Consider the following 21,424-nt stretch of genomic DNA (forward strand, 5'->3'; position numbering starts at 1 on the left):
GCGCCTACTCGGTCGGGTTCTCGCAGTGGAAGACGTCGCGCGAACCGCCGGCGTGGTACTCGTACTCACGACCACCGGCCGACAGCACGACGCGCTGCCCGTCGACGAGCGCCTGGGTGTACATCGAGCCCGGCTTCGCGCAGCCGATGCTGCCGTCGCGCCAGGTGACCTGCTCGACCCGGACGACGTCCACCTCGCTCGCGTCGAGGCCCAGCATTCCGGCCAGGTCCGCGACCGCGTCCTGCGCGACCTGCGGCAGTGCGGGCCCGGACGACGACGCCGATCCGGACGTGGACTGTGACGCCGAGTCCGAGGGATCTGTCGAGCTCATGGTGTCCTCCGCGGTGGTGTCGTCGGGCTCGGATGATTCGGTGCCACACCCGCCGAGGGCCAGCGTGACAGACACGGCAAGCACTGCCCCGGCGTACTGCCAGATCCTCATCGTGTCCTCCAGGTGTCGGTGAGCCAAGGGTAGGGCCGATGGGGTGAGGACCGAAGAGTAGGGATTTCCCTACCCCGGTTGGCGGTTTGCGACCATCGATCCGGAGCCACCGCGCAAATAGCGTCAGAGGCATGAACTCACAGACCCACGAAACCCGGTCAGCCCTCGACACCCAACCCGCCCTCACCGTCCACGACCTCACCCGCTCGTACGGCGACGCAGCCAACCCGGTCCGCGCCCTCAACGGGATCGACCTCACCATCCCGACCGGCAGCTTCATCGCCGTCATGGGCCCCTCCGGCTCCGGGAAGTCCACGTTCCTCAACTGCGCCGCCGGCCTCGAACGCCCCGACGGCGGCCGGGTGCTGATCGGCATGGACGACGTCACCGACTGGTCGGAGTCGCAGCGCACCAAGCTGCGCCGCGACCGCATCGGCATCGTCTTCCAGGACTTCCACCTGATGCCCTACCTGACCGCCGAGCAGAACGTCGGGCTCCCCCGGCGCCTGGCCGGCGGCCGGGTCGACAAGCAGCTCGTGCGTGACCTGCTCGGTCGCGTCGGGCTCGCCGAACGCCGCGGCCACCTCCCCGGCCAGCTCTCCGGCGGCCAGCAGCAGCGCGTGGCGATCGCCCGCGCCCTGGTCAGCCGGCCCGCCGTCCTGCTCGCCGACGAACCGACCGGCGCGCTCGACTCGTCGAGTGCCCGCGAGATCCTCGAGCTGATGCGGGACAGCGTGAACGAGCTGGGCCAGACGGTCGTCATCGTCACCCACGACCCCGTCGCCGCGTCGTACGCCGACTCCGTGGTGTTCCTCGTCGACGGCCGGGTGGCCGGCCGGATGGACCGACCCGACGCCGACGCGGTGGCCAGCCAGATGGCCCACCTCGACGACCTGGTGATGGCGGGAGCGGCGTCATGATCGGCCTGGCGATGCGCTCGCTCAGCGCCCGGCGTACGGCGTTCGCCGCCACGTTCGCGTCGATCTTCTTCGGCACCGTGCTGATCGGATCGTTCGCGACCCTGCTCGAGACCTCGTTCACCGACATGGCCAAGGTCGACCAGGACACGCTCTTCATCATGGGCGCCGTGGTCGGCAGCTGGGGCACGATCATCGTGCTCTTCTCCCTCGCCTCGACGCTCGGCATCGCGGTCCGCCAACGCGACGTCGAGATCGCCCTGCTCCGCACCATCGGCGCCTCGCCCCGCCAGGCCCGGCGGATGATCCGCATCGAGACCTTCGTGGTCGCCCTGGTCGCCTCGGCACTCGGTGCCGGTGCCGCCTGGCTCGGCGGTCGCGCGCTCTTCACGATGATCCGTGAGGGCGGCATGGTCGCCGACACCGTCGACTACGCCGGCGGCCCGGCCTCCCTGGGCATCACGATGCTCGCCGTGCTCGCCACCAGCCTGGTCTCGGCGACGATCGCCGGACGCAAGGCGACCAGCGGTGCCGCCACGATCGCACTGACCGACGGCAACGCCGGCACGCAGAAGATGCGTTGGTGGCGCGTGCTCGTCGCCGTGCTCCTGATCGGCTACGGCGTCACCATGGCGGTCATCACGATCACCGTCACCGCCCACTCCGACGACCCGTACGACGCGATGGCCACCTCGGGCTCCAGCTCGATCCTGGTCGCGGCCGGTCTCGCCTGCATCGCCCCCCTGCTCCTGCGCTGGGCGGCCACCATGATCCGTCCGCTCGTGGGTCGCGCGGGAAGCACCGGCCACCTCGCGGCGTACAACACCTCGCGCCGGGCACCGCTGCTGGCCGGAGTGCTCGCCCCGGTGATCGTCTTCACCTCCGCCAGCATCGGCACCCTGATGGCGGTCGGCATCGACGGCCGCACCCTGGCCGAGTCGAACCCCGACTCCGACACGATCACCATGCTCAACAACGTCGTGGTCGGCATGATCTCGCTGTTCGCCGCGATCATGGTGGTCAACGCGTTCGCGGCCGTCGTCTCGCACCGCCGCGGTGAGCTGGCCCGGCTGCGCCTGCTGGGCGCCACTCCCGAGCAGGTGCGTGGATCCGTGGTCGCGGAGGCCGCCATCGTCGCGGTGGTCGGCGTCGTCCTCGGGGCCGTCGCCGCGCTCGCCACGGTCGTGCCGTTCGCGATCGCCCGTGACGAGGGCATCGTCCCCGACGGACAGCTGTGGTTGCCGCCGGTGCTGGCCGTCGTCGCCGTCGCCATCACGCTGGGCTCCGCCGCGGTCGCCGTACGCCGCACCACGGCACGCCAGGCCCTGGCCGTCGCGGGTGCAGGTCAATGAAGGCCGACGCAGTGACAGACTCAATCACCATGTCCCTGCCCTTGCCGCGGATCGAGTCGATCCTCCCGAAGCCGGTGAACCGCGAAGCGTTCATCGAGCGGCTCCGCCTGACCACCGTCGCGCTCGGCCAGGCCCTGCTGATGGTGCCGGCGCTGGTGCTCGGCATCCTCACCCTGCTGGCCTGGCCGCTGCTGCTGGTGCTGGTCGGCTTCGGGCTGGCCCACATCGCGGTGCCGGCCACGGCCCAGCTGACCCGGCTGCACCGCTGGGTCTCCGGTCAACTGCTGGGCGAGACGATCAGCAGCGGGTACGCCGACACCACCGGCACGAACCCGCTGACCCGGGCGTTCATCTGGCTGCGTGACCCGGCGCGGTGGCGTGACTTCGCGTTCCTCTGGTTCTCCGTCACCGGTGGCTTCGTGCTGTCGGTGGTGGTGGTCGGCCTGCTGGTCTCGCCGATCACCTACCTCTTCGGGCTGGTGCTCGACACGAGCGTGGCGTGGGCGCTGCTCCTGCTCCTCTCGGGTCCGATGCTGGTGGTGTGGTGGCTGGTCACGCCGGCCCTGGTGCGGGCCCGGGCGCTGGCCGAGCGCGGCATCCTCGGCCACTCCCGCGTCGAGCAGCTCGAGCGCCGGGTCGAGGAGGTCGCGGTCTCCCGCTCCGAGGCACTCGACCACTCCGCCGCGGAGGTACGCCGCATCGAGCGCGACCTGCACGACGGCGCCCAGGCCCGCATCGCCGCGGTCGGGATGAACGTCGGGCTGGCCGAGAAGCTGCTGGCCACCGACCCGGACGCGGCCGCGGAGCTGCTCAAGGAGGCGCGTGAGACCACGGTCTCCGCCCTCGAGGACCTCCGCTCCGTGGTGCGCGGCATCCACCCGCCGGTGCTGGCCGACCGCGGACTGGCCGGTGCGGTCGAGGCGATCGCGATGGCGATCCCGCTGCCGGTGACGCTGGCTCTCGACATCGACGGCGAGCTCCCTCCGCCGGTCGAGTCGGCCGCCTACTTCGCGGTGACGGAGTGCCTGACCAACATCGTCAAGCACGCAGACGCCAGCAGGGCCTGGGTGACCGGCTCCTACGACGGCGCACTGCTGCGACTGGTCGTCGGCGACGACGGACGCGGCGGCGCCGACCCGGCCGGCTCCGGGCTGGCCGGTGTGTCGCGGCGACTCCTGGCCTTCGACGGCACAATGGACCTGACCAGCCCTCTCGGGGGACCCACAGTCGTGACCATGGAGCTGCCGTGCCCGACCGCCCACGGATCGTCCTCGCCGAGGACCAGGCCCTCCTCAGGGCCGGCCTGACCCGGATCCTGGAGGCCACCGGCTTCGAGATCGTCGCGGCGGTCGACAACGCCCCAGCACTCACCGCTGCCCTCGCGGGCCCTGACGTGGATGCCGCCGTGGTCGACGTACGCATGCCGCCGTCGTTCACCAACGAGGGCCTGGTCGCGGCGATCGCCGCCCGGCAGGCCCGGCCCGGGTTCCCGGTGCTGGTGCTCAGCCAGTACGTCGAGCCGCTGTATGCGCGCGAGCTCCTCGCCAGCGGAGAGGGCGCGGTCGGCTACCTGCTCAAGGACCGGGTCGCCGACGTCGACAACTTCGTGGCCTCGGTGCAGCAGGTCGTCGACGGCGGCACCGTGCTCGACCCCGAGGTCGTCGCCGCCCTCGTCGGCGGTGTCTCGCGGGACCACCCGCTCGAACGGCTCACCGCCCGCGAGCGCGAGGCCCTGACCCTGATGGCCGAGGGCCGGTCGAACGCCGCCATCGCCGCCCGCATGTTCGTCACCGAGAAGGCGGTCGGCAAGCACATCAACAGCATCTTCATGAAGCTGGATCTCCCCCAGGCCTCCGACGACAACCGCCGCGTCCTCGCCGTCCTCACCTTCCTCGGCGGCTGAGCAGGCCGAGGAAACGAGGCCGCCCGTCGAGACCACTCACCCCTCGGTGGTTGAGGAGCGAGGAACGAGCGTCTCGAAACCACCACCCCGCCGTTGGTTGAGGAGGGCGCTCCGCGCCCGTCTCGAAACCAACTACGTCTCATCGAATCAAGATGTACTGATTCCTGAAGCGCGCACGCCACGTCCCGCTGCGGGTTGGCGGCATCGGCAACGGTGGTGCAACTGCGTCGTAGGTCTGGCCGGTCGGCGTGGTGATCTCGATCGTGTGCCGCTCCGGCCACTGACTTCGAGTCCGATATCGCCATCGAGGCGCTTCCTTGGCGTAGTTGCAGGCTTCGCACAGCCCCTGCCCGTTGTGCGCACAGGTCTTGCCGCCACGGGCCTTGCCCATCACATGGTCGTCATGCCTGATCGGCGCATCGCAGTAGGGCTGGCGACAGATCGCCCCATCACGGGCGTAGATCAATCGTCGCAATGCGACGGGGAACTTGATGCCCTTGCTGTCCATGGCAACGAGGCCGTTGTCGTCGGGGTGTGCGTAGAGGCGACGTATGAAGACCTCGCCGTCTGCGTTGGCGATCAGCTCGTGTGCGATGCCGAGTGGCAGCGGTCCGTAGCCGGGTATATGGGCGGGGGTAGTGCTGTCGCCACCAAGAAGCATCTCGGCGCTCATCACCAACTGGATCTCGATGCTTCGCGGCTTCTTGTCGTCGAGGCTGTCCTTGCCCCACGGCGACCCGACCAGCCGCTCCACGAACGCGTCGGCCTTCATCTGGTCTCGGGTGCGTTCGTCACCGGCTGCCTTCCAGGTGTCGGCGTAGTCGCCCAGTGACTGCATGGCGGCCGCCCCGTCCTCGGCCGGGATGTCGCCGCAGATGCGCATCATCCCGTTGCCCAGGTCACGCCCCGTCACCCGCCGCTCGGCCCGCGCCTTGCGGGCGCGCTTCTCGGCGCCCTCGGCGTCCAGCTTGCAGACCATCTGGCGGACCTTGTGGCGAAGCTCCTTGTCGCCCTTGCCCGCCAGCTTCGGGGCAAGCGCGGCGTCCACGCGCTGTCGGTCCTCAGAGCTGAGGTCTTCCGTCTCGTCGACGATGATCTTCGCGCGGCGCTCGTTGATGTCGCCGCGCTCGAGCGCCTTCAGCGTCTCGGGCATGTCGGTGGTTAGCACCCGCGCCATCGCGAGGAGGCCGCGCGCCTTGCTGGGCGACTCGTGTCGAGCCAGCCCGACCTCGTGGCCGACCGCCTTCCCGCACTGCGCGGGCGGTACGCCGGCCTCCTGGTCGGTGTCGGCGCGCTGGTTGAAGAGCTCCGCGGACAACTTCGCCTTGAGCGCCGCTGCTGACGACGTCGTCACTTCGAGGTTGCCCAGCGTGGCGACCAGCTCGTCGGACTTGAGGCCTGAGACGTCGAGCTCGGCGAGCATTTCAGGCAGTGCCTCGACCAGGCCCAACATGGCCTTCTCGGGCGGCATCAGACGCCGCGCGTCGTCGCCCAGCGAGCCGAGGATTCCGAGGTGGTCGAACATGAGTCTGATGCTAGACAGCACCACCGACAGCGGGTCAGATCAACGCAACACAGACAGCACGGACGAGTAGTCGTCGGTCCACTCGGTCTGGTTCTCGAGGTCTAGTGGTCTCCAGTTCGGTCGTGAGGCCAGTTGATCCGTCGCGCCCTTGTCCGCGGAGAGAACGATCCACTTACTCTTCACCGAGTGGGGTGCGGTCCCGTCCCCCGAGCCCTCGAGTGCAATCAAGTCCAGGTCATCTGCGGCAGCTGCGACAACCGGCCTCAGGTCGAAGACGCGGTTGCTCACGTGTACGACCAGAACTCCACCGGGGGCGAGTTTCTCTGCGTACACACGGAACGCTTCTCGAGTCAGGAGGTGCACCGGAATGGAATCAGAACTAAAAGCATCGAGCACGAGGAGGTCAAATGTGCCCGGGTTGAGCGCCTCAACCTGGAGTCGCCCGTCACCGACAACGGTCTTGATGTCTGCCGGCGAGTCCTCGAGGTAGGTGAAGAGTTCAGGGTCCTCGGCCATCCGCACGATCTCAGGATCGATCTCGAAGAAGGTCATGTGCTGGCCAGTGGTCCCGTAAGCCGCCAGCGTGCCGATGCCGAGGCCGATGACTCCCACGTTGTTGAACCTGTCGCCGAGCTGCGCAAACACATCTCCGATTGAGCCCGGAGAGGTGTAGTAGCTCGCCGGTTGATCCGGAGTATCCAAAAGTTGAATGCCATGCACGGTGTTGCCGTGCACAAGCATGCGTTCACCGTCACTCTGGTCGATGTGGTAGGCGCCGAAGAATGATCTGCTGCTCTCGATGGTGTCACCGCGATTGCCGAGGCCACCTGCCAGAAAGGCAACGGTCAGGATGACGGCGAGATGCATCGGCCGCCGAGCAAGCCACCAGCCCAATCCGAAGATGAGTGCGACCCACACGAGCCCTTGCAGAGAGACAAAGTTGTCGGCGTAGGCGACCGCAACGACCATTGCGCTGACGCCGGCGAGGATCACGAGCCCTGCCACGAATGCAGGGTGATAGCGCCGATCGAGCAGGCCCTTCGGGCCTGCCTGGATTCCGCCGAGGACAATCGGAACGAGGACCAGCGTGGCGGGGTATTCCAATATTCTGTCGAAGACCACCGGCGCGACCAGGCCGTTGAGCAACCCGCCCAGCGCGCCACCAATGGCGATGACCAGGTAGAAGTGCGTGAGATGCACAGGGGCAGGCCGATCAGCAGCCAAGCGGGCGTGAGCGACATAGCCGGTGGCGGCGAGGAACACCAGCACGGGGAGGATGCTCAGCCAGATGGGAGCGTTGCCCAAGAAAGACAAGATGGCAGCAACAACCGACAACGCGAGAGCGAACCTGACTGCACGCCTCGGGACCTCGCGAGAGGTGCGTGCGAACGCAGCGACAAAGGTCGCGAGGTAGATCGCCAGCGGCACAACCCACAAGAGCGGGATCGCAGCGACATCGGTGGACACGTGCGCGGTGATCGCAAGCATCAGTGACGAGGGCAGGAAGGCCCACAGGAGCCATGTGGCCACGCGGCGTCGCTCAAGGGGCTGCGTCTTGACTACCGGTTCAGGTCCGACTTCCAAGCGAACGCGAGTCTGGGAGGCGACGAGACCACAGGCGAGCGTGAGAACCGCGAAGATCCCGAAGCCGATACTCCAGGCCTGCCGCTGGGCGTCCAGGGTCATGGTTGGTTCGATGAGGAACGGATAAGCGAGCAGGCCAACGAAGCTGCCCAAGTTGCTCGCAGCGAACAGGAAATACGGGTCATCAGCGCGCGGGTCATCGGTCCAGGAGAACCACTTCTGGAGCACAGGGCCTGTCGTCGCCACGACGGCGAACGGCAGGCCGATCATGAGGATCAGGGTGCGAAGAAGCCAAAGCACCGGCGAAGAGTCCCCGTCCGGTGCCGCGTCCGCCGGCAGCGCGATGGGGAGCACCAACGCGGGAAGCAGGATCAGCGGCACGTGTGCGCGTGGTTGCCAGCGATGACCCAACCGACGTGAGGAAAGGTGGACGTAGAGATATGCGAGGAGCAACAGAACCTGGAAGAACAGCGAACTTGTGCTCCACACCGTCGCCGACCCGCCATACGACGGCAAAAGCAACTTTGCGACCAGCGGCTGCACCACGAAGAGGAGAGCGGCACCCGAAAAGGCTGTCGCCGTGAAGAGAACCCGCACCGGTGCATGCAAGCGCGCGCCTTCAATGGTGGCGCGTGCTTGAACGGTGTGCATGCTCTCGAACACATCAGTCATTGGGAGTCCCCTCACCCGATCTGGCCGGACTCCACTTCCTCGAAGCGCCCAGGCATCTGTTGTTGCATTCGCGCCCGGCAGTGAGCGCGAAGCCAAGCAAAATGCCAAGCGCCACACACCGCTCCGAAGCGCGTGCGTGGCGCATGACATCCGCCACCATCAGGTGGCGAACCCGCCCAGCTTGAATCCGAGGCGTCCGTACCAGGCGCTCAGTTCAGTGCCGAAGAGCGTGAGACCCGCGATGATGAGCAGCGCGATGAAGGTGACCAGCAGGCCGTACTCCGTCGCTGTAGCACCGGCTTCTGATTTGTCCGTCTTGGGCCCACACAGCAGCCAGGCGATGAGCGTGTTCACCACTGTCTCTCCTCTTGATTTGAATTGCTCGCGACCGCCGAGCCCTACCACGACGCCTGACCTGCCGCCTTGGATGGTTTCGGTCAGCTCACTTGGCCCAGTCCCCAACCTTGGTGGACAGACGCGTGAAGAAGTCATTGAGCCCCTGGCCGAACAGCGTGACGCCGGCGATGATGAGCAGCGCGATGAAGGTGACCAACAGGCCGTACTCCGTCGCGGTAGCGCCCTTTTCGTCACGTCGGGTCTTCAGGTCGCCGAGGAACATGATGGTCATGAACTGGATCTTGTCGAGCATGGTGATCTCCCTGTGTAGTGACTGATGCGAATCAAGTCCGATCCCCCGGACTCTGGCAAGTGCAATGCTGCCAAGCACTTGGCCTTGACGAATCCGATGATCAGGTGTGACTGAGTGGTCAATTCGAGCTACGAGCTGCACCCGCCAGGTGCCCATCCAGACCGCGATCAAGTGGCGTGAACCGAGCTGGAGATCACAGGTTGGCGACATCTCACGAAACTGTCCGTGCACATGCCAAAGCCGGTCACGCCTGGGCGACTGGCCCAAGCGTGACCGGCTTTGTTAGCTCACTTGGCCCAGCCACCGACCTTGGTCGACAGACGGGTGAAGAAGTCGTTGAGCCCGTTACCGAACAGGGTGACGCCAGCGATGATGAGCAGCGCGATGAAGGTGACCAGGAGGCCGTACTCCGTCGCGGTCGCACCCTTTTCACCGCGGCGCCGGCCGCCCGTCTGCACGTCGCCGATGAGCATGTAGGTCATGAACTGGATCTTGTCGAGCATTGTGGTCTCCCTAGAGCTTGAGTCTTCGAATGAGCCCGAGCCCCCACCGGACTCGTTCTGGACCCAATCTTGCCGATGTTCCGAGGCTGGCGGATCGGGTGATCCGCCCGCACGTCATGGTCATTTCGGACTACCCGGCACCCCACCGAGTGGTCTGCTCCAGTGACCGTCAGGGTGTGACGGAAGAGAGCAGACCGGTTCGCATGGCCCTGACCAGCGCCTGGGCACGATTGCTGGCGCCGAGCTTCTCGTAGATGCGCGTGATGTGTGTCTTCGCGGTCGACTCGCTCATGTAGAGCTTGCCGGCGATGGCTGCGGTGCCGAGGCCTTCAGCCAGAAGTTCGAGGACTTCCTGCTCTCGTCCGGTGAGTTTGGTCTGTTTGGGTTCTGAGGCTCGCCGGATCATCGCCGCGGTGAGGCCCGAGCAGAGGAAGTTGCGTGGAGACACGGCCGCGTGAGCCGCGGCCTTGACGACCTCGCTGGCCTTGCTGTCCTTGCCGACAAAGGCAGAGGCGCCCGCCTCCATGGCGGCGAAGATCTGCTCGTCGCCGGCGTGCATGGTGAGCATCACCAGACCCACGCTGGCGCTCTCGGCCCGGATGCCGCGGACGATCTCCAGACCTGTTCCGTCCGGCAATTGCAGGTCGGTCACCACGACGTCGGGGTGCAGTGCCGCCCACGCAGCCTTCCCCTCGGCGACGCTTCCCGCCTGACCGACGACCGTCATCTCGCCCTGCCGTTCGAAGGCGCGGGCCAAGCCTTGTCTGATCAGTTCGTGGTCATCGATGAGCAGGACGCGTGTGGCCATCGCTCGAACCTTCCGTGGTTGTGCTCGTGTTCCTGGACTGCACTGTCACCACAGTGCCACCATCCGGCCGCGGTGTGATGGTCAAGTCCGCATCGATTCGTTCCGCACGTTCGCGCATCGTGTGCATGCCGTAGTGGCCGGGTCGCGCCCCTGCCGCTCCGACACCGTCATCTTCGATGACCAACCGGACGCACTTTCCGTCGCTGACCAGAGTGACCCACAGGTTGATGGCACGGGCATGCTTGCGCACATTGCCGATTGCCTCCTGCCCGATCCTCAGCAACTCCTGCTCGACGCGTTGGGGAAGCCGTGGACCGCGCTCGTCGAAGAGCAGGTGGACGCGCATGCCACTCTGGTGACTCACCTCGCGGACGTACTCCGCCAAGGCTCCCGAGACACTGCTGGCCTCGTCGAGGTCATGTCGCAGGTCGAAGATGGAGAATCGCAACTCGCTGACCACGCGGGTGATCTCGGCACGAAGGTCGTCGGCCATCTGCCGGGTGGATTCGTCCGCACTTGTTTCCGAGATCTCATCCACCAAGTAGCCGAGAGAGACGATCTCCTGCGCGACACCGTCATGGATGTCCCGGGCGAGCCGATTGCGCTCCTCTGATGTCGCAAACGAACGCACATCATCGAAGAGGAGTGCCGTGTCCAGCCGCACCGCCTGGGTGTCGGCGATGGCCTGGAGGTCCGCCAGCTCCGCCTTTGACCACGTGGACTTCCGCCCCACCAGGAGCACGCCGAATGAGTGCTCGCCGACCCGCAAAGGCAGCGCAACCAAGCCCTTTCCTTGACGTGGGCGGCCGGTCCAGGCGCAGATCGATGCCATCTTCTCGTCGGCTGCGGTCACCGGACCGTCGACGACGAGTGACTCAAACGCATCCTTCCCAGTCTTGACGATGACTGCCGATCGTTCCGCACTGACTGCCGCCCGCGCTGCCTCGTTGAGTGCCCGGGCCGCCGTGACACTGTCGAGACCGACCGGAAGCCGTTTGGTCAACGTGTGCAGCTGCGCAACCAGGTGGTGCGCGGCGGCGTACGGTGCCTGGGTCGTCTCCATCTCGCGGACCGATCGGCTCTGCCACACGGCCAGCAGGCCGGCGCCGAGGCCGAAGACGAGCCAAGGTGTGGAGGCCTGGATAGCGGCTCCATCCCTGCCGAGCGAGTTCGTCGTTGCCCATGCCCCCAGCATCGCGGCGCAGCCGGCAAAGGACGTGTTCACCGTGGTGACCCAACCATGACGCATTCCGGCAACCACCGGCGGCACGACGAGATAGATCAGCAGAGGTTCCACCGGTCCGTCGGACGTACCGATCAGGACCGCAGCCAAGATGCCCTCCACCACAGGCGTCCAGGGCATGGCGCTCCCGGCCGGGTCCAGCTCAACGGCACACGCAACGGATGCGAGCAGCACCAAAGAGAGGAGAATGATGCCGACCGAGTCGAGATTCCGCGCGCTGAGTATCTGACCAGCCGCCAATGCCAGCACAAACACTCGAGTCGCTGTCGTGACGCGCCAAGACCGTGCGACCACCGTGGGCTGTCGCAACGAGGCGGAGCTGGCGCGAGTCATCGGTCGAAGAAGCCCATCAGCTGGATGGCGGCAGGGCCCATCACCATGAGGAAGAGACAGGGAAGGATGAAGAAGATCAACGGGAACAAGATCTTCACCGGCACCTTCTGAGCCTTCTCTTCTGCGCGCTGCCGGCGCTTGTCGCGCATTTCTTTGCTCTGCACGCGGAGGACACGACCGATCGGGATGCCGAGCTGATCGGCCTGCACCATGGCTCCGCAGAACGTCTTCAAGTCTTTGACGGTGGTGCGCTCGCCCATCGCTCGCATCGCCTCCATGCGACCGACACCGATCTGCATCTCCTGAAGCAGGCGGGCAAGCTCCTGAGCTAAGGGACCCGTCGTGTTCTTGGCAACCCGGGCGACCGCCGAGTCGAAACCGAGACCAGCCTCCACGGAGATGGTCAGCAGGTCCAGTGCATCGGGCAGTGCGTTCTGCATCAGCTCCGAGCGCTTCTCGCCAGCGTTGTGAAGGAGGATGTTCGGCAAGAGGTAGCCGAGGGCGCCGAGCCCTCCGGTCACCAGGACCAACTTCGGGAAGGAAGCTCCTGCGCCCAATGCATAGACGAGCGAGAGGCCACCCAGGAGCGCCATGCCCAACACCTTGAGACCGATGATCCGGTTGACGTCCCAGCTCTGAGGGTTGCCGGCAATGTCCAGCTTGTGGCGGATGCGGTCTGCCGCATCGGAGCGCGTCAGCCGTCGGCCGAGACCAACCACCTGCTCGCCGAGGGGCGCGATCACGCGCTCCGAGAACGGGCGGTCAAGCTCCTGCTTGAGCACGTCGGGCGCCTGGTCGATGGCCCGCACCGCGGCCAAGGAGCGGGAGACTCCGCGTCGTTCGGCTGTAACGACACCGATCACCGAGAGGCAGAGGGCCATCGCGGAGAACAGCAAGAGTCCACCGAGCAAGAGAAGAGTGGTTGCCGACATCTCAGACCTCGACCTTCACGAGTTTGGACATCACCGTGAATCCGAGTGCCAACAGCACGCATGCGGCGAGACTCATCATGATCCCCAAGGGCTCCGTGTACATCACCCGGGCTGTGTCTGGGCGGATGAGAAGGAGGTAGAGGAACACGACAATCGGGAGAGCGCCGAGCACCCAGGCGGAGATGCGGCCCTCTGCGCTGAGCACCTGGACCTGCCGTCGCAGGTACTCGCGCTCGCGCAACGTGGTGGCCACCGTGGTCAGCAACTCGGCCAGGTTCCCACCGACCTCGCGCTGGATGCGGATCGCCATCACGACCCAACTGAAGTCTTCGCTCTCCATCCGCTCCGCGACACCATCGAGCGCTTCTTCGATCTCAACTCCGAGACGCTGTTCGATGAGTACCCGTCGCAGCTCGCCGACCATGGGCTCCTGGCCCTCACGCACAACGGTGTCGATGGCCTGGGGCATCGACAGTCCTGCCGACAACCCTCCGGCCATCAGGGTGAGCGTCTCGGCGAGTTGGCCATTGAAGGCCGCCAGGCGCTTGCTGTGACGGCGCTTGAGGTACAGGTAGGGAACGACAGCGCCGAGGATCAGGAAGACCACCATCACCGCGCCCCCACCGAGGATCAGCCCCACGAGACCTGCAGCGGCCGCCACACCGGCGTGGATCAGCAGCCACTCGGCTGCGGTCAGCGACAGCCCGGCGCCTGCGAGACGCTTGTTGAGCCGCTGCTCGAAGTCCCCCTTGACGAAGTTCTCGGTCAGCGCGACGGCCGACTCCTTGATGCTCGTCGGAGCGGGTTCACCCGACCGTTTGCCCTTCGCCCCGGTCTTAGCCTCGCCAAGGTAGGCGGAGACACGCCGCTGGGCCTCTGACTGCCCCTTGGCACCCATCATCACGATGCCGAGGACGACAGCGAGTCCGAGACCCAGTGCCAGAGCACCGAGCAACATCGCGTTCTTGCCGACCTTGGACTTTGCATGGGTGACAGGCTGCGGACCGGCGTCCGCCACGGCGATCGTGACCAGCGCCGAGTCGTCGTACGTCGAGTTTCCCGCGGTCAACCTCACCCCGAGGTTGACCTCAGGGACTGACTTCTGCGGAGCGGGGAACGTGACCAGCACCTGGCTGGCCAGGGCATCGGCCTGAGCGGTGAAGACACCCTTCAGCGCCTCCGGCTCGGCGTCAATGACGCTGCCGCCGCTGGCGTCGGAAATCTTCGACAGCAGCGCCCGGTTGGCCGGACGCTGATCGAGCGAGACGACGTCGACCACGACCTTCTGGTCGGTGGCCGCGGCCATCGCGTCCTCGATGGGCGCGCCACCGCCCTGGTCCATGCCATCCGAGAGCACCAGCACATTGCGTGCGCCGTCGGTGCCGGCGAGGTCTACGGCATTGACGACGGCGTCGTAGACGCGGGTGCCGAGAGTCAGCTCGATGTCATCAATTGCGTTGGCCAAGGTCGCGTGGTCCGTGGTCGGCTCGATGGTGCCCTGCACCGTGCCGGAGAAGGTGAGCAGGCCGATCTTCACGTCGTCGGGCGCCGCGTCGAGGAACGCCTTGGCGGCGGCCTTGGCGTCCTCGATCGGCGCACCTCGCATACTTCGACTGGTGTCGAGTGCCAGGACTGTAGTGCGTTCGATCTCGCCCGCCTCCACCGTCTTGGCCGATGCGTCGACGACGTCACCGTCGACCGTGACCACCAGGGACTCAAGATCAGGCGCAGCCCCACCAGGGAGCTTGTCCACCGCCAGCAGCACGGAGACCTTGCCGTTCGCGGACTCGACGTGGTCGATGTTGATCTCGTCAGACGCGTGCGCGGGAGTTGCGAGAAGCACGATCCCCACTGCCCCGAGAGTGGCAGCAGCCCGAGCCAGATTTTGCCTGGTCACCGGTATGCCCCCATTGCGAACACTGCGGGGTCGACGAAGACATTGTGGTCGGCCAGCCTGTCCAGGAAGCGAGGCCGCAGACCTGTCGACTTGAGGTGACCACGAGCACGGCCGTGCTCGTCAAAGCCTGCGGAGTAGTCGAAGAGGAAGACATCCTGCATGGTGATGATGTCGCCTTCCATGCCAACGATCTCGCTGATCGCGGTGATTCGACGGGTGCCGTCCTTCAAGCGTGTCTGCTGGATGATCAGGTCGATGGCGCTGGCGGCCTGCTCACGAATGGCACGCACCGGAAGCTCCATGCCCGCCATCATCACCATGGTCTCCACACGGGCCAGAGCATCGCGTGGCGTATTCGCGTGGACGGTCGAGATGGAGCCGTCGTGGCCGGTGTTCATCGCCTGCAGCATGTCGAGAGCCGAGGCGTCACGGATCTCGCCGACGACGATGCGGTCGGGGCGCATACGAAGCGAGTTGCGCACCAGGTCGCGGATGTGGACCGCACCCTTGCCCTCGATGTTGGCCGGGCGGGACTCAAGGCGAAGCACGTGCTCCTGGTGGAGCCGAAGCTCGGCGGCGTCTTCAATGGTGACGATGCGCTCATCTTCCGGGATGAAGGAGGAGAGCACGTTGAGAGTCGTGGTCTTGCCGGCGCCGGTTCCACCCGAGACCAGGATGTTGAGCCGACCCTTGACACAGGCCTCCAGCAACGTGGCTGACTCGCGGCTCAGCGTGTCGAAGGAGATCAGGTCCTCGACCGTGTACGGGTCCTCGGAGAACTTCCGGATGGTGAGCTTGGAACCATCCAAGGCCAAGGGCGGGATGATCGCGTTGACACGGCTGCCATCAGGAAGTCGGGCGTCGACCATCGGACTGACTTCGTCGACGCGGCGCCCGATCTTGCCCACGATCTTGTCGATGGTGCGACGCAGGTGCGCTTCATCGCTGAAGACGGCGTCGACCCTGGTCAGCTTTCCGTTGCGCTCGACAAAGATGTCCGTGGCGCTGTTGACCATGACCTCGGTGAGGTCGGGGTCACGCAGAAGCGGCTCCAACGGACCGTAGCCGAGGATGTCGTCGGCGATCTCCTGGGTGATGCGCGTGCGGTCGGCCCCCGACATCGGCTGGTCTGTCGTCGCGATCGCAGTCTGCAGCGCGGCGCGCACCTGCACCTCGAGCTCGCTGGCCGTCATGTTGACGTCGTACAGCTTCGGCCCGAGCGCCGTCACCAGCTGGGCGTGGACGACCTTCTTGAGGTCGGCGAAAGGGTCACGCAGCGTCGGACGCTTCGCCCGATCCCCGGCCGGCACGCCCGCCTCCGGGTCGCTGTTGACCAGCGTCATGCTGCGCTGCGCCGCCTGGATGCGGTCTGCAAGTGCCATGTCAGCTCACCTTCTTCATCCGGAGCTTGCGTCGGCTCCCCCGTCGAGACCCGGCCGACGCATCTTGGGCGGGAGTGGGTGCCGCGTCGGCGTACAACTGGCCGGCGAAGCTGGCCAGGGTCTTGCTGATCTGGTGTCCCGAGTTCGAGCGCACGATGGCTTCGCCGCGGTTCACAGCAGCGAGCACGTCACGGCTCGAGGGAAGGCTGATCGTGGCGTTGACGCCGAGGGTCTCCTCGAACTCCTTGGCCGAGAGTCCCACCTTGGAGTCGGCCCGGTTGAGCACCAGACGCCACCGTTCACGCGGGAAGTTGAGAAGGTCGAGCGTTCCGGCGGCGAGCTTGAGGCTCTTCAACGAGGGGATGTCCAGCGTGCCCACCACGATCAACATGTCGCTGTGGTCGAGGGCGGCGAGGGCGTGGTCATCGAACGCGCCCGAGGTGTCGACAACGACGGCGTCGAACATGGTCTTGAGAGTGGCCAGCACGGAGGAGACCTGGTCGGGTTGCACGTGAGTCTCGAGCTGCACCGGGGCGGCGAGGACACTGAGCCGCTCTGAATGCGAACTCAGCAAGGACTCGATGCCGCTCGGGTCGATGCGCCCAGACAGTTGAGTCAGGTCGGCCAGGGTGTGCAGCGGGGTCAGCTGCAACATGATCGCCACGTCTCCGCACTGCACGTCGAGGTCAACGATGCAGACGCGGTGGCCTTGGTCCGCCAAGGAGGCCGCGACGTTGGTGGCCACCATGCTCTTGCCGACGCCACCCTTGGTGGAGAAGACCGTGAACAAGGCACCGTCCTTTGCCTCGGCCGCACGATCCGCAGTTCCACTCATGGCGTGGGCAAGAGTGCGGGCCCGACCGACCGCGCTTCCGAGGCCGGCGAGGTCATTGGCTTCGAGAACGTCGCGCATCCCGGAGCGAAGCGCAGCAGCCAGCACGTCGTTGTCGACAACGCCGCGCAACATGATCACGCTGAGCGCAGGACGATGGATCCGGCTGGCCTCGGCGAAGGCGCGTGCAGCACCCGCGTCGACCGAGGTGCCCACGACGACGGCGTACTCGTGGGTGTGCTGGTCCAGGTGTTCCTGCAACCGGTCGAGGGAGTCGACCACCGTCACGTCAGCACCCAGCTCTTCACGCACGAGGCGGATGAGCTCGAGGTCCTGCTCAACCAGGGTGGTCATTGCCCGATCCCCGCGAAGACTTCCGGCATGATGTCGCGGACGACGACGCCCGGTCCGTCCTTGACCTTTGACTTCTCACTCAGCAGCGCAAAGGAGAGATCACCGTTGCGATCGGCGAAGATCAGCTTCTCGGCCTGCTCCTGATCCACCGCGAGAGTGAGGATCGTGCGTGGAATCTCCTCAGTGGTCTCGCCTTCCTTGGTCTTGGTCGTCTTCGAGGTGATGGTCGTCGTTCCGACACCGATCACCTGCACCTTCGAGACCAGCAGTCGCGTGTAGGTCGAGAGCTTCTGGGTGCTGCCGTCGGCCTTGATCGCCTCGGGGTCACCGGACGCGAAGATCGCCACCTCGGAGCCTGGGATCACGAAGCCGGCCACACGGGCTGGGTCAGTGAGGTCGACGCTGATGGCGAGCTTGTCGTCGGGGATCGTCAGAGCGGCCTCGGAGCCGGCAGCACCGAACTTCTTGCTGATGATCTGCTCGCCCGGGTAGATGGCACCGAGGGCCACGTCGTTGGTGATCGAGTTGGTCGAGGTCAGTGCTCCGTCGACCATGTCGTCGCGCACCACCTCGGTCGTCTCGAACTTGCCAGCCGACTGCGCATCCTTGACGGACTCGCCTGCGTCGATGGTGTCCGTGACGGTGAGCACCTCGACCAGCTCCTGGCCTTCTGTGGCCCGGGCGTCGATGCCCTGCACGTACATCACGATCATCGCAGTGCCGAGCGCTGCGATGAACAGCGCCGCCATCAGGAGGATTGAGCGTCTTGCCATGGTGTTGTCCTTGTCGCTTGATGTCTTGTTCGCCCCGAGTCGTCAGTCGACGAGGACGATTACCTTGGTGCCGACGCCGAGATACGTCATGACAGGGCCGCCGGACATGCTCTCCGGCAACGCGTCAGGGTCGAAGAAGACGACCTTCAGACTTTCGATTCCGGCACTTGCGAAACTCAGCCCGTTGTCGGTGCTGGAGTCGAGCACGCTGGCAGCCTTGGTCGATCCACCAAGCTCGCCAGTGATGAAAGCCGGTCGGAAGTCGACAATGGAGTAGTGGTTCGAGTTGCCATTGCTGGGTTGCACCTCGAAGACCGGCACCCAGAAGAACCGCGGAGACTTGAAGATGTCGGCGTTGATGACCTCGCCGCTGTTGTAACCCGGAGCGGCGATCGTGCTTATCGTCGTCGAGGAGTTGGTGAAGAAGCAGGTCAACGTGTCGTCGTTGATCATGTACTTAGTGCCCTGGATCCTGGGCGTCTCGAAGTCACTCGACCCGCCGTTCCGATCGCAGCCGCTCGCGGTCGGTGTCTTGTCGAGCCGGCCAGGCGTCCCATTGGCTGGGCCGGTGATCAGTCCTGCCGTGGCGGGGTTGCCCGCAAAGCCAGTTTGCGCCTGGACGCAGTTGGTGCCGTCATCGGTGGGATCGACGGCCCCTCCGACGCCGGGTGTGCAGTAGCCGTTCGTGCCCCCTAGCGTAGTCAGGTCGAAATCGACCTTCGTCGCCATGTTCCACGCGATCGCGTTGGTCGCATTGGCGCTCGGGTCGAGGTGCGGCAAGTCGATCGTGCCGAAGTTCCCCTCATTGCTCGCCCCCGCGCACTCCAGCAGGGGGTCGCCGACCCTGAGCGGCAGTGCGGTCTGCGGGGAACTCCAGTGGGCTCCGTTGTCCCTCGAGACTCGCACCCACCACACCTTCTCGACGCTGCGCACCGTGGAGGGGATCTCGGTGAGGTGGATCTGTCCCGCGGTGACGGTGAACGGCACCGGCGAGGCTGTGATCGGTATCTTCACGATCGACCCGTCCTCGGTGGAGAACGAGATCGCGTTCACTCCGACCAGGCTCTTGTTCTGCGGGTTCGCGGAAGCGTAGATGTCGAGCGCGCTGAACTGGTTCAGCGTGATCACCTGCGGGTTGACACCACCCGGCGCCGCGTTCAGGTTCACGTCCGGATAGGGCACGAATGCGCCCGTGCTCTCGGGAAGTGCCGGAACGTAGACCGTCTCGTGGCCACCGGGCGGATCGAGTAGGGTCTGCGGGCCGTAGTCACAGCCTGAGACCGCGAACGCAGGCATCACGCCCGTAGCCGGAGAGTAGACTCCGGCCTCGGCGTAGGCGGGCACCTCAACGCCGGTGACGTTGGTGACTGCCTTGGCCAAGCCGAACTCCACTGTCGCGTCCGGCGCCCACAACTTCACGTTCCAGCCGGTGCACTTGATGAATCCGGTGGGGTCGCTCGGCGATCCGGTCAGGTCGACATTGATGGGGTCGCCGGAGTTGTCGATCCAGTTGTCCCGCAGGTACTTCGTTGCAGCGTCGACGGCACCGGAACTACAGGTGTTCGTGCCATTCAACTCGGCCGCGGCGGCGAGCACGGCCTGGTCCACTGCGCTTTGCAGTGAAGATCGCTTGGCATAGACCTGCCCGACGTCGACAGCCATGGCGCTGGCGCCCAAGAGAACGAGGGACAGCAGGGCGAAGAGCACCGCCGTTGCACCGCGGTCGTCTCGCAGCCGGTCGAACCCCAGCAGGCGCTTCATGAGCAGTCCTGGACGTCTTCAACCCGAGCGGAGGCTTTCTTGGTCACGGCTGGGAAAGCGGGGAGGAATCCGCCGATGGATGGAGCCGAGTAGGTGACGATGACTGTCACCTGATCGCCGGTTTCTCGCCCGGCTCCGGTGTTGCCCGAGCTCTTCACAAAGCTGTGGGACACCGCGATGGTTCCGCTCGCGGCCCCGCCCACGAAGTCCTTCACCTTTTGGTCGTTGGCGGCTTCGGCGCCGCATGGTGCAACGGCGTACCGCCTCGCTCCCTCTCGCGCCGCGTTGGCGCCGGTCTGGTATGACCAGAAGTAGACGGAAGCCTGGATGATGCCGAAGAGCAGCATCAGCAGCAGCACCGAGACGAGCGCGAATTCGACGGCAGCCGCACCGCGCTCATCGCGCGTGCGTGCTCGTTTGTGTTCCCCACACATCTGCCCACCCCTTGGTCTCCGGCCATCCCCCGGCCAAAACGGACATTAGGTGCCCACGGAGAGCCAGATACGTGAAACCCCCTATTTAGGCCCTCTTGTCCACAGAGACCACCCGTATGGACTAGACCGGGGTGGCCCGAAGTGGGTAGGCCCACTAAATGCAACGAGGCGCTCCCCAAATTGGGGAGCGCCTCGCGAAGATCCGCCGTGGCGGAACTGGGGTGTCAGACCTGGGTCAGTCCTGGCTGAAGAAGGCCAGGATGCGCAGCAGGTTGGTGTAGATCCAGACCAGGCTCACGGTCATCGCGAACGCCGCGCGCCACGACTCCTTCTCGGGGAGACCGGCGGCGACGCCCTTCTCCACGAAGTCGAAGTCCATGATCAGCATGAACACACCGAGGATCAGGCCGGCGAAGGCGGTGATCATGCCGAGGCCACTGACGCCGAACAGACCGATCTGGGCACCGAACATGCCCAGCACGAGCTCCATCAGCGAAAGCCCGATCATGCCGAAGACAGCTGCGATCACGAACTTCTGGAACTTCGCGCCAACCTTGATGTTGAAGAACTTGTAGGCAGCGAGCGTGCCGGCGAAGGCAGCGAAGGTGCCGATCACGGCTCCGCTGACCACGCCCTGACCGAACTGGGCGTCGAACAGCTTGCTGAGGCCGCCGAGGGCGACACCCTCGAAGGCACAGAAGAGCAGCACGAGGGCCGGGCTGACGCTGCGCTTGAAGGAGTTGACCATCGACAGTGCGAAGGCGCCGAGGCTACCGATCGTCACTGCGGCAATGAGCTGGTTGAGGTCGCTCTGCGTCAGGTTGGCGTTGTCCTTGATCTCGGGCGTGAGGATCCACGTCGCGAGCGCGGTCACGATGACCAGGCCCAGCGAGATCGCGGTCTTCTGCACGACCGAGTCGATCGTCATGCGGCCCTGGTCGACCTGGCCCTGTCCGTAGCCGGTCTGCCCCGGCGCACCGGTGCCCCACTGCGACGGATCGGAGACGGGCTGCTGGCCGTAGCCCGGGTACGTCTGGCCGTTGCCGGCGTAGGTCTGGTTGCCATAGGCGTTGGCCTGCCCGTTGAACTCGGGCGAGCGGTTGAACACCGGGTTGTTGCTCTTCATGG

At 65.8% G+C, this 21,424-nt stretch carries 20 protein-coding genes; 4 read left to right on the forward strand and 16 right to left on the reverse strand.

Annotation, left to right across the window (positions count from 1 at the left end; translation table 11 throughout):
* Positions 1-4: 4 nt before the first annotated feature.
* Positions 5-442 carry a hypothetical protein gene (locus ASD30_RS07440; RefSeq protein WP_056678919.1) on the reverse strand — a complete coding sequence of 146 codons (438 nt, stop codon included), beginning with the start codon at positions 440-442 and terminating at the stop codon, positions 5-7.
* 131 nt (positions 443-573) lie between these two features.
* On the opposite strand from ASD30_RS07440, the gene ASD30_RS07445 reads away from it, so the two are divergent.
* From ASD30_RS07445 to ASD30_RS07460, 4 genes are read left to right on the forward strand one after another with little or no spacing between them, the layout of a single operon-like run.
* Positions 574-1,362, forward strand: a complete 789-nt coding sequence (locus ASD30_RS07445; protein ID WP_056678922.1) for an ABC transporter ATP-binding protein — start codon at positions 574-576, stop codon at positions 1,360-1,362.
* Positions 1,359-2,711 carry an ABC transporter permease gene (locus ASD30_RS07450; protein WP_056678925.1) on the forward strand — a complete coding sequence of 451 codons (1,353 nt, stop codon included), beginning with the start codon at positions 1,359-1,361 and terminating at the stop codon, positions 2,709-2,711. The genes ASD30_RS07445 and ASD30_RS07450 overlap by 4 nt, the downstream gene beginning before the upstream one ends.
* 29 nt (positions 2,712-2,740) lie before the next feature.
* Positions 2,741-4,018 (forward strand): sensor histidine kinase, encoded by a 1,278-nt coding sequence (locus tag ASD30_RS07455; protein ID WP_056679511.1) that lies wholly within the window; start codon positions 2,741-2,743, stop codon positions 4,016-4,018.
* Positions 3,958-4,614, forward strand: a complete 657-nt coding sequence (locus ASD30_RS07460; protein ID WP_056678929.1) for a response regulator — start codon at positions 3,958-3,960, stop codon at positions 4,612-4,614. Before ASD30_RS07455 ends, ASD30_RS07460 begins: the two co-directional genes overlap by 61 nt.
* A 139-nt stretch (positions 4,615-4,753) precedes the next feature.
* On the opposite strand, the gene ASD30_RS07465 is transcribed toward ASD30_RS07460, so the two are convergent.
* The 15 genes from ASD30_RS07465 to ASD30_RS07535 form a co-directional block, all read right to left on the reverse strand.
* On the reverse strand, positions 4,754-6,139 hold the full coding sequence (locus ASD30_RS07465; RefSeq protein ID WP_056678932.1) for an HNH endonuclease: 1,386 nt from the start codon (positions 6,137-6,139) through the stop codon (positions 4,754-4,756).
* Positions 6,140-6,178: 39 nt separating this feature from the next.
* A complete protein-coding gene (locus ASD30_RS07470) occupies positions 6,179-8,395 on the reverse strand; it encodes a fused MFS/spermidine synthase (protein ID WP_056678936.1) in 2,217 nt (738 codons plus the stop codon).
* 159 nt (positions 8,396-8,554) lie between these two features.
* On the reverse strand, positions 8,555-8,749 hold the full coding sequence (locus ASD30_RS27115) for a Flp family type IVb pilin (protein ID WP_056679512.1): 195 nt from the start codon (positions 8,747-8,749) through the stop codon (positions 8,555-8,557).
* An 88-nt stretch (positions 8,750-8,837) separates the two neighbouring features.
* Positions 8,838-9,044 carry a Flp family type IVb pilin gene (locus tag ASD30_RS07480; protein WP_200951081.1) on the reverse strand — a complete coding sequence of 69 codons (207 nt, stop codon included), beginning with the start codon at positions 9,042-9,044 and terminating at the stop codon, positions 8,838-8,840.
* A gap of 287 nt (positions 9,045-9,331) precedes the next feature.
* On the reverse strand, positions 9,332-9,547 hold the full coding sequence (locus ASD30_RS07485; RefSeq protein ID WP_200951082.1) for a Flp family type IVb pilin: 216 nt from the start codon (positions 9,545-9,547) through the stop codon (positions 9,332-9,334).
* Between the two features lie 169 nt (positions 9,548-9,716).
* Positions 9,717-10,355, reverse strand: a complete 639-nt coding sequence (locus ASD30_RS07490) for a response regulator transcription factor (RefSeq protein ID WP_056678939.1) — start codon at positions 10,353-10,355, stop codon at positions 9,717-9,719.
* On the reverse strand, positions 10,327-11,853 hold the full coding sequence (locus ASD30_RS07495) for a sensor histidine kinase (RefSeq protein ID WP_056678942.1): 1,527 nt from the start codon (positions 11,851-11,853) through the stop codon (positions 10,327-10,329). Before ASD30_RS07495 ends, ASD30_RS07490 begins: the two co-directional genes overlap by 29 nt.
* Positions 11,854-11,927: 74 nt before the next feature.
* On the reverse strand, positions 11,928-12,863 hold the full coding sequence (locus tag ASD30_RS07500; protein WP_056678945.1) for a type II secretion system F family protein: 936 nt from the start codon (positions 12,861-12,863) through the stop codon (positions 11,928-11,930).
* Between the two features lies 1 nt (position 12,864).
* The gene (locus tag ASD30_RS07505) at positions 12,865-14,715 is read right to left on the reverse strand and encodes a type II secretion system F family protein (RefSeq protein ID WP_156393536.1); all 1,851 of its coding nucleotides are present in this window, start codon (positions 14,713-14,715) and stop codon (positions 12,865-12,867) included.
* A 41-nt stretch (positions 14,716-14,756) separates the two neighbouring features.
* Positions 14,757-16,142, reverse strand: coding sequence for a CpaF family protein (locus tag ASD30_RS07510; protein ID WP_056678951.1), 1,386 nt, complete (start codon positions 16,140-16,142; stop codon positions 14,757-14,759).
* Between the two features lies 1 nt (position 16,143).
* A complete protein-coding gene (locus ASD30_RS07515; RefSeq protein ID WP_056678953.1) occupies positions 16,144-17,328 on the reverse strand; it encodes an AAA family ATPase in 1,185 nt (394 codons plus the stop codon).
* Positions 17,325-18,101, reverse strand: a complete 777-nt coding sequence (gene cpaB / locus ASD30_RS07520; RefSeq protein WP_082563621.1) for a Flp pilus assembly protein CpaB — start codon at positions 18,099-18,101, stop codon at positions 17,325-17,327. The genes ASD30_RS07515 and cpaB overlap by 4 nt, the downstream gene beginning before the upstream one ends.
* A 42-nt stretch (positions 18,102-18,143) precedes the next feature.
* The gene (locus ASD30_RS07525) at positions 18,144-19,862 is read right to left on the reverse strand and encodes a pilus assembly protein TadG-related protein (protein ID WP_056678959.1); all 1,719 of its coding nucleotides are present in this window, start codon (positions 19,860-19,862) and stop codon (positions 18,144-18,146) included.
* The gene (locus tag ASD30_RS07530) at positions 19,859-20,296 is read right to left on the reverse strand and encodes a TadE/TadG family type IV pilus assembly protein (RefSeq protein WP_082563622.1); all 438 of its coding nucleotides are present in this window, start codon (positions 20,294-20,296) and stop codon (positions 19,859-19,861) included. Before ASD30_RS07530 ends, ASD30_RS07525 begins: the two co-directional genes overlap by 4 nt.
* A 235-nt stretch (positions 20,297-20,531) precedes the next feature.
* Positions 20,532-21,422, reverse strand: coding sequence for a Bax inhibitor-1/YccA family protein (locus ASD30_RS07535; protein ID WP_056678965.1), 891 nt, complete (start codon positions 21,420-21,422; stop codon positions 20,532-20,534).
* Between the last annotated feature and the right edge of the window lie 2 nt (positions 21,423-21,424).

Origin of the sequence: Nocardioides sp. Root140 (genome assembly GCF_001426745.1) — a bacterium.
Classification (GTDB): Bacteria; Actinomycetota; Actinomycetes; order Propionibacteriales; family Nocardioidaceae; genus Nocardioides.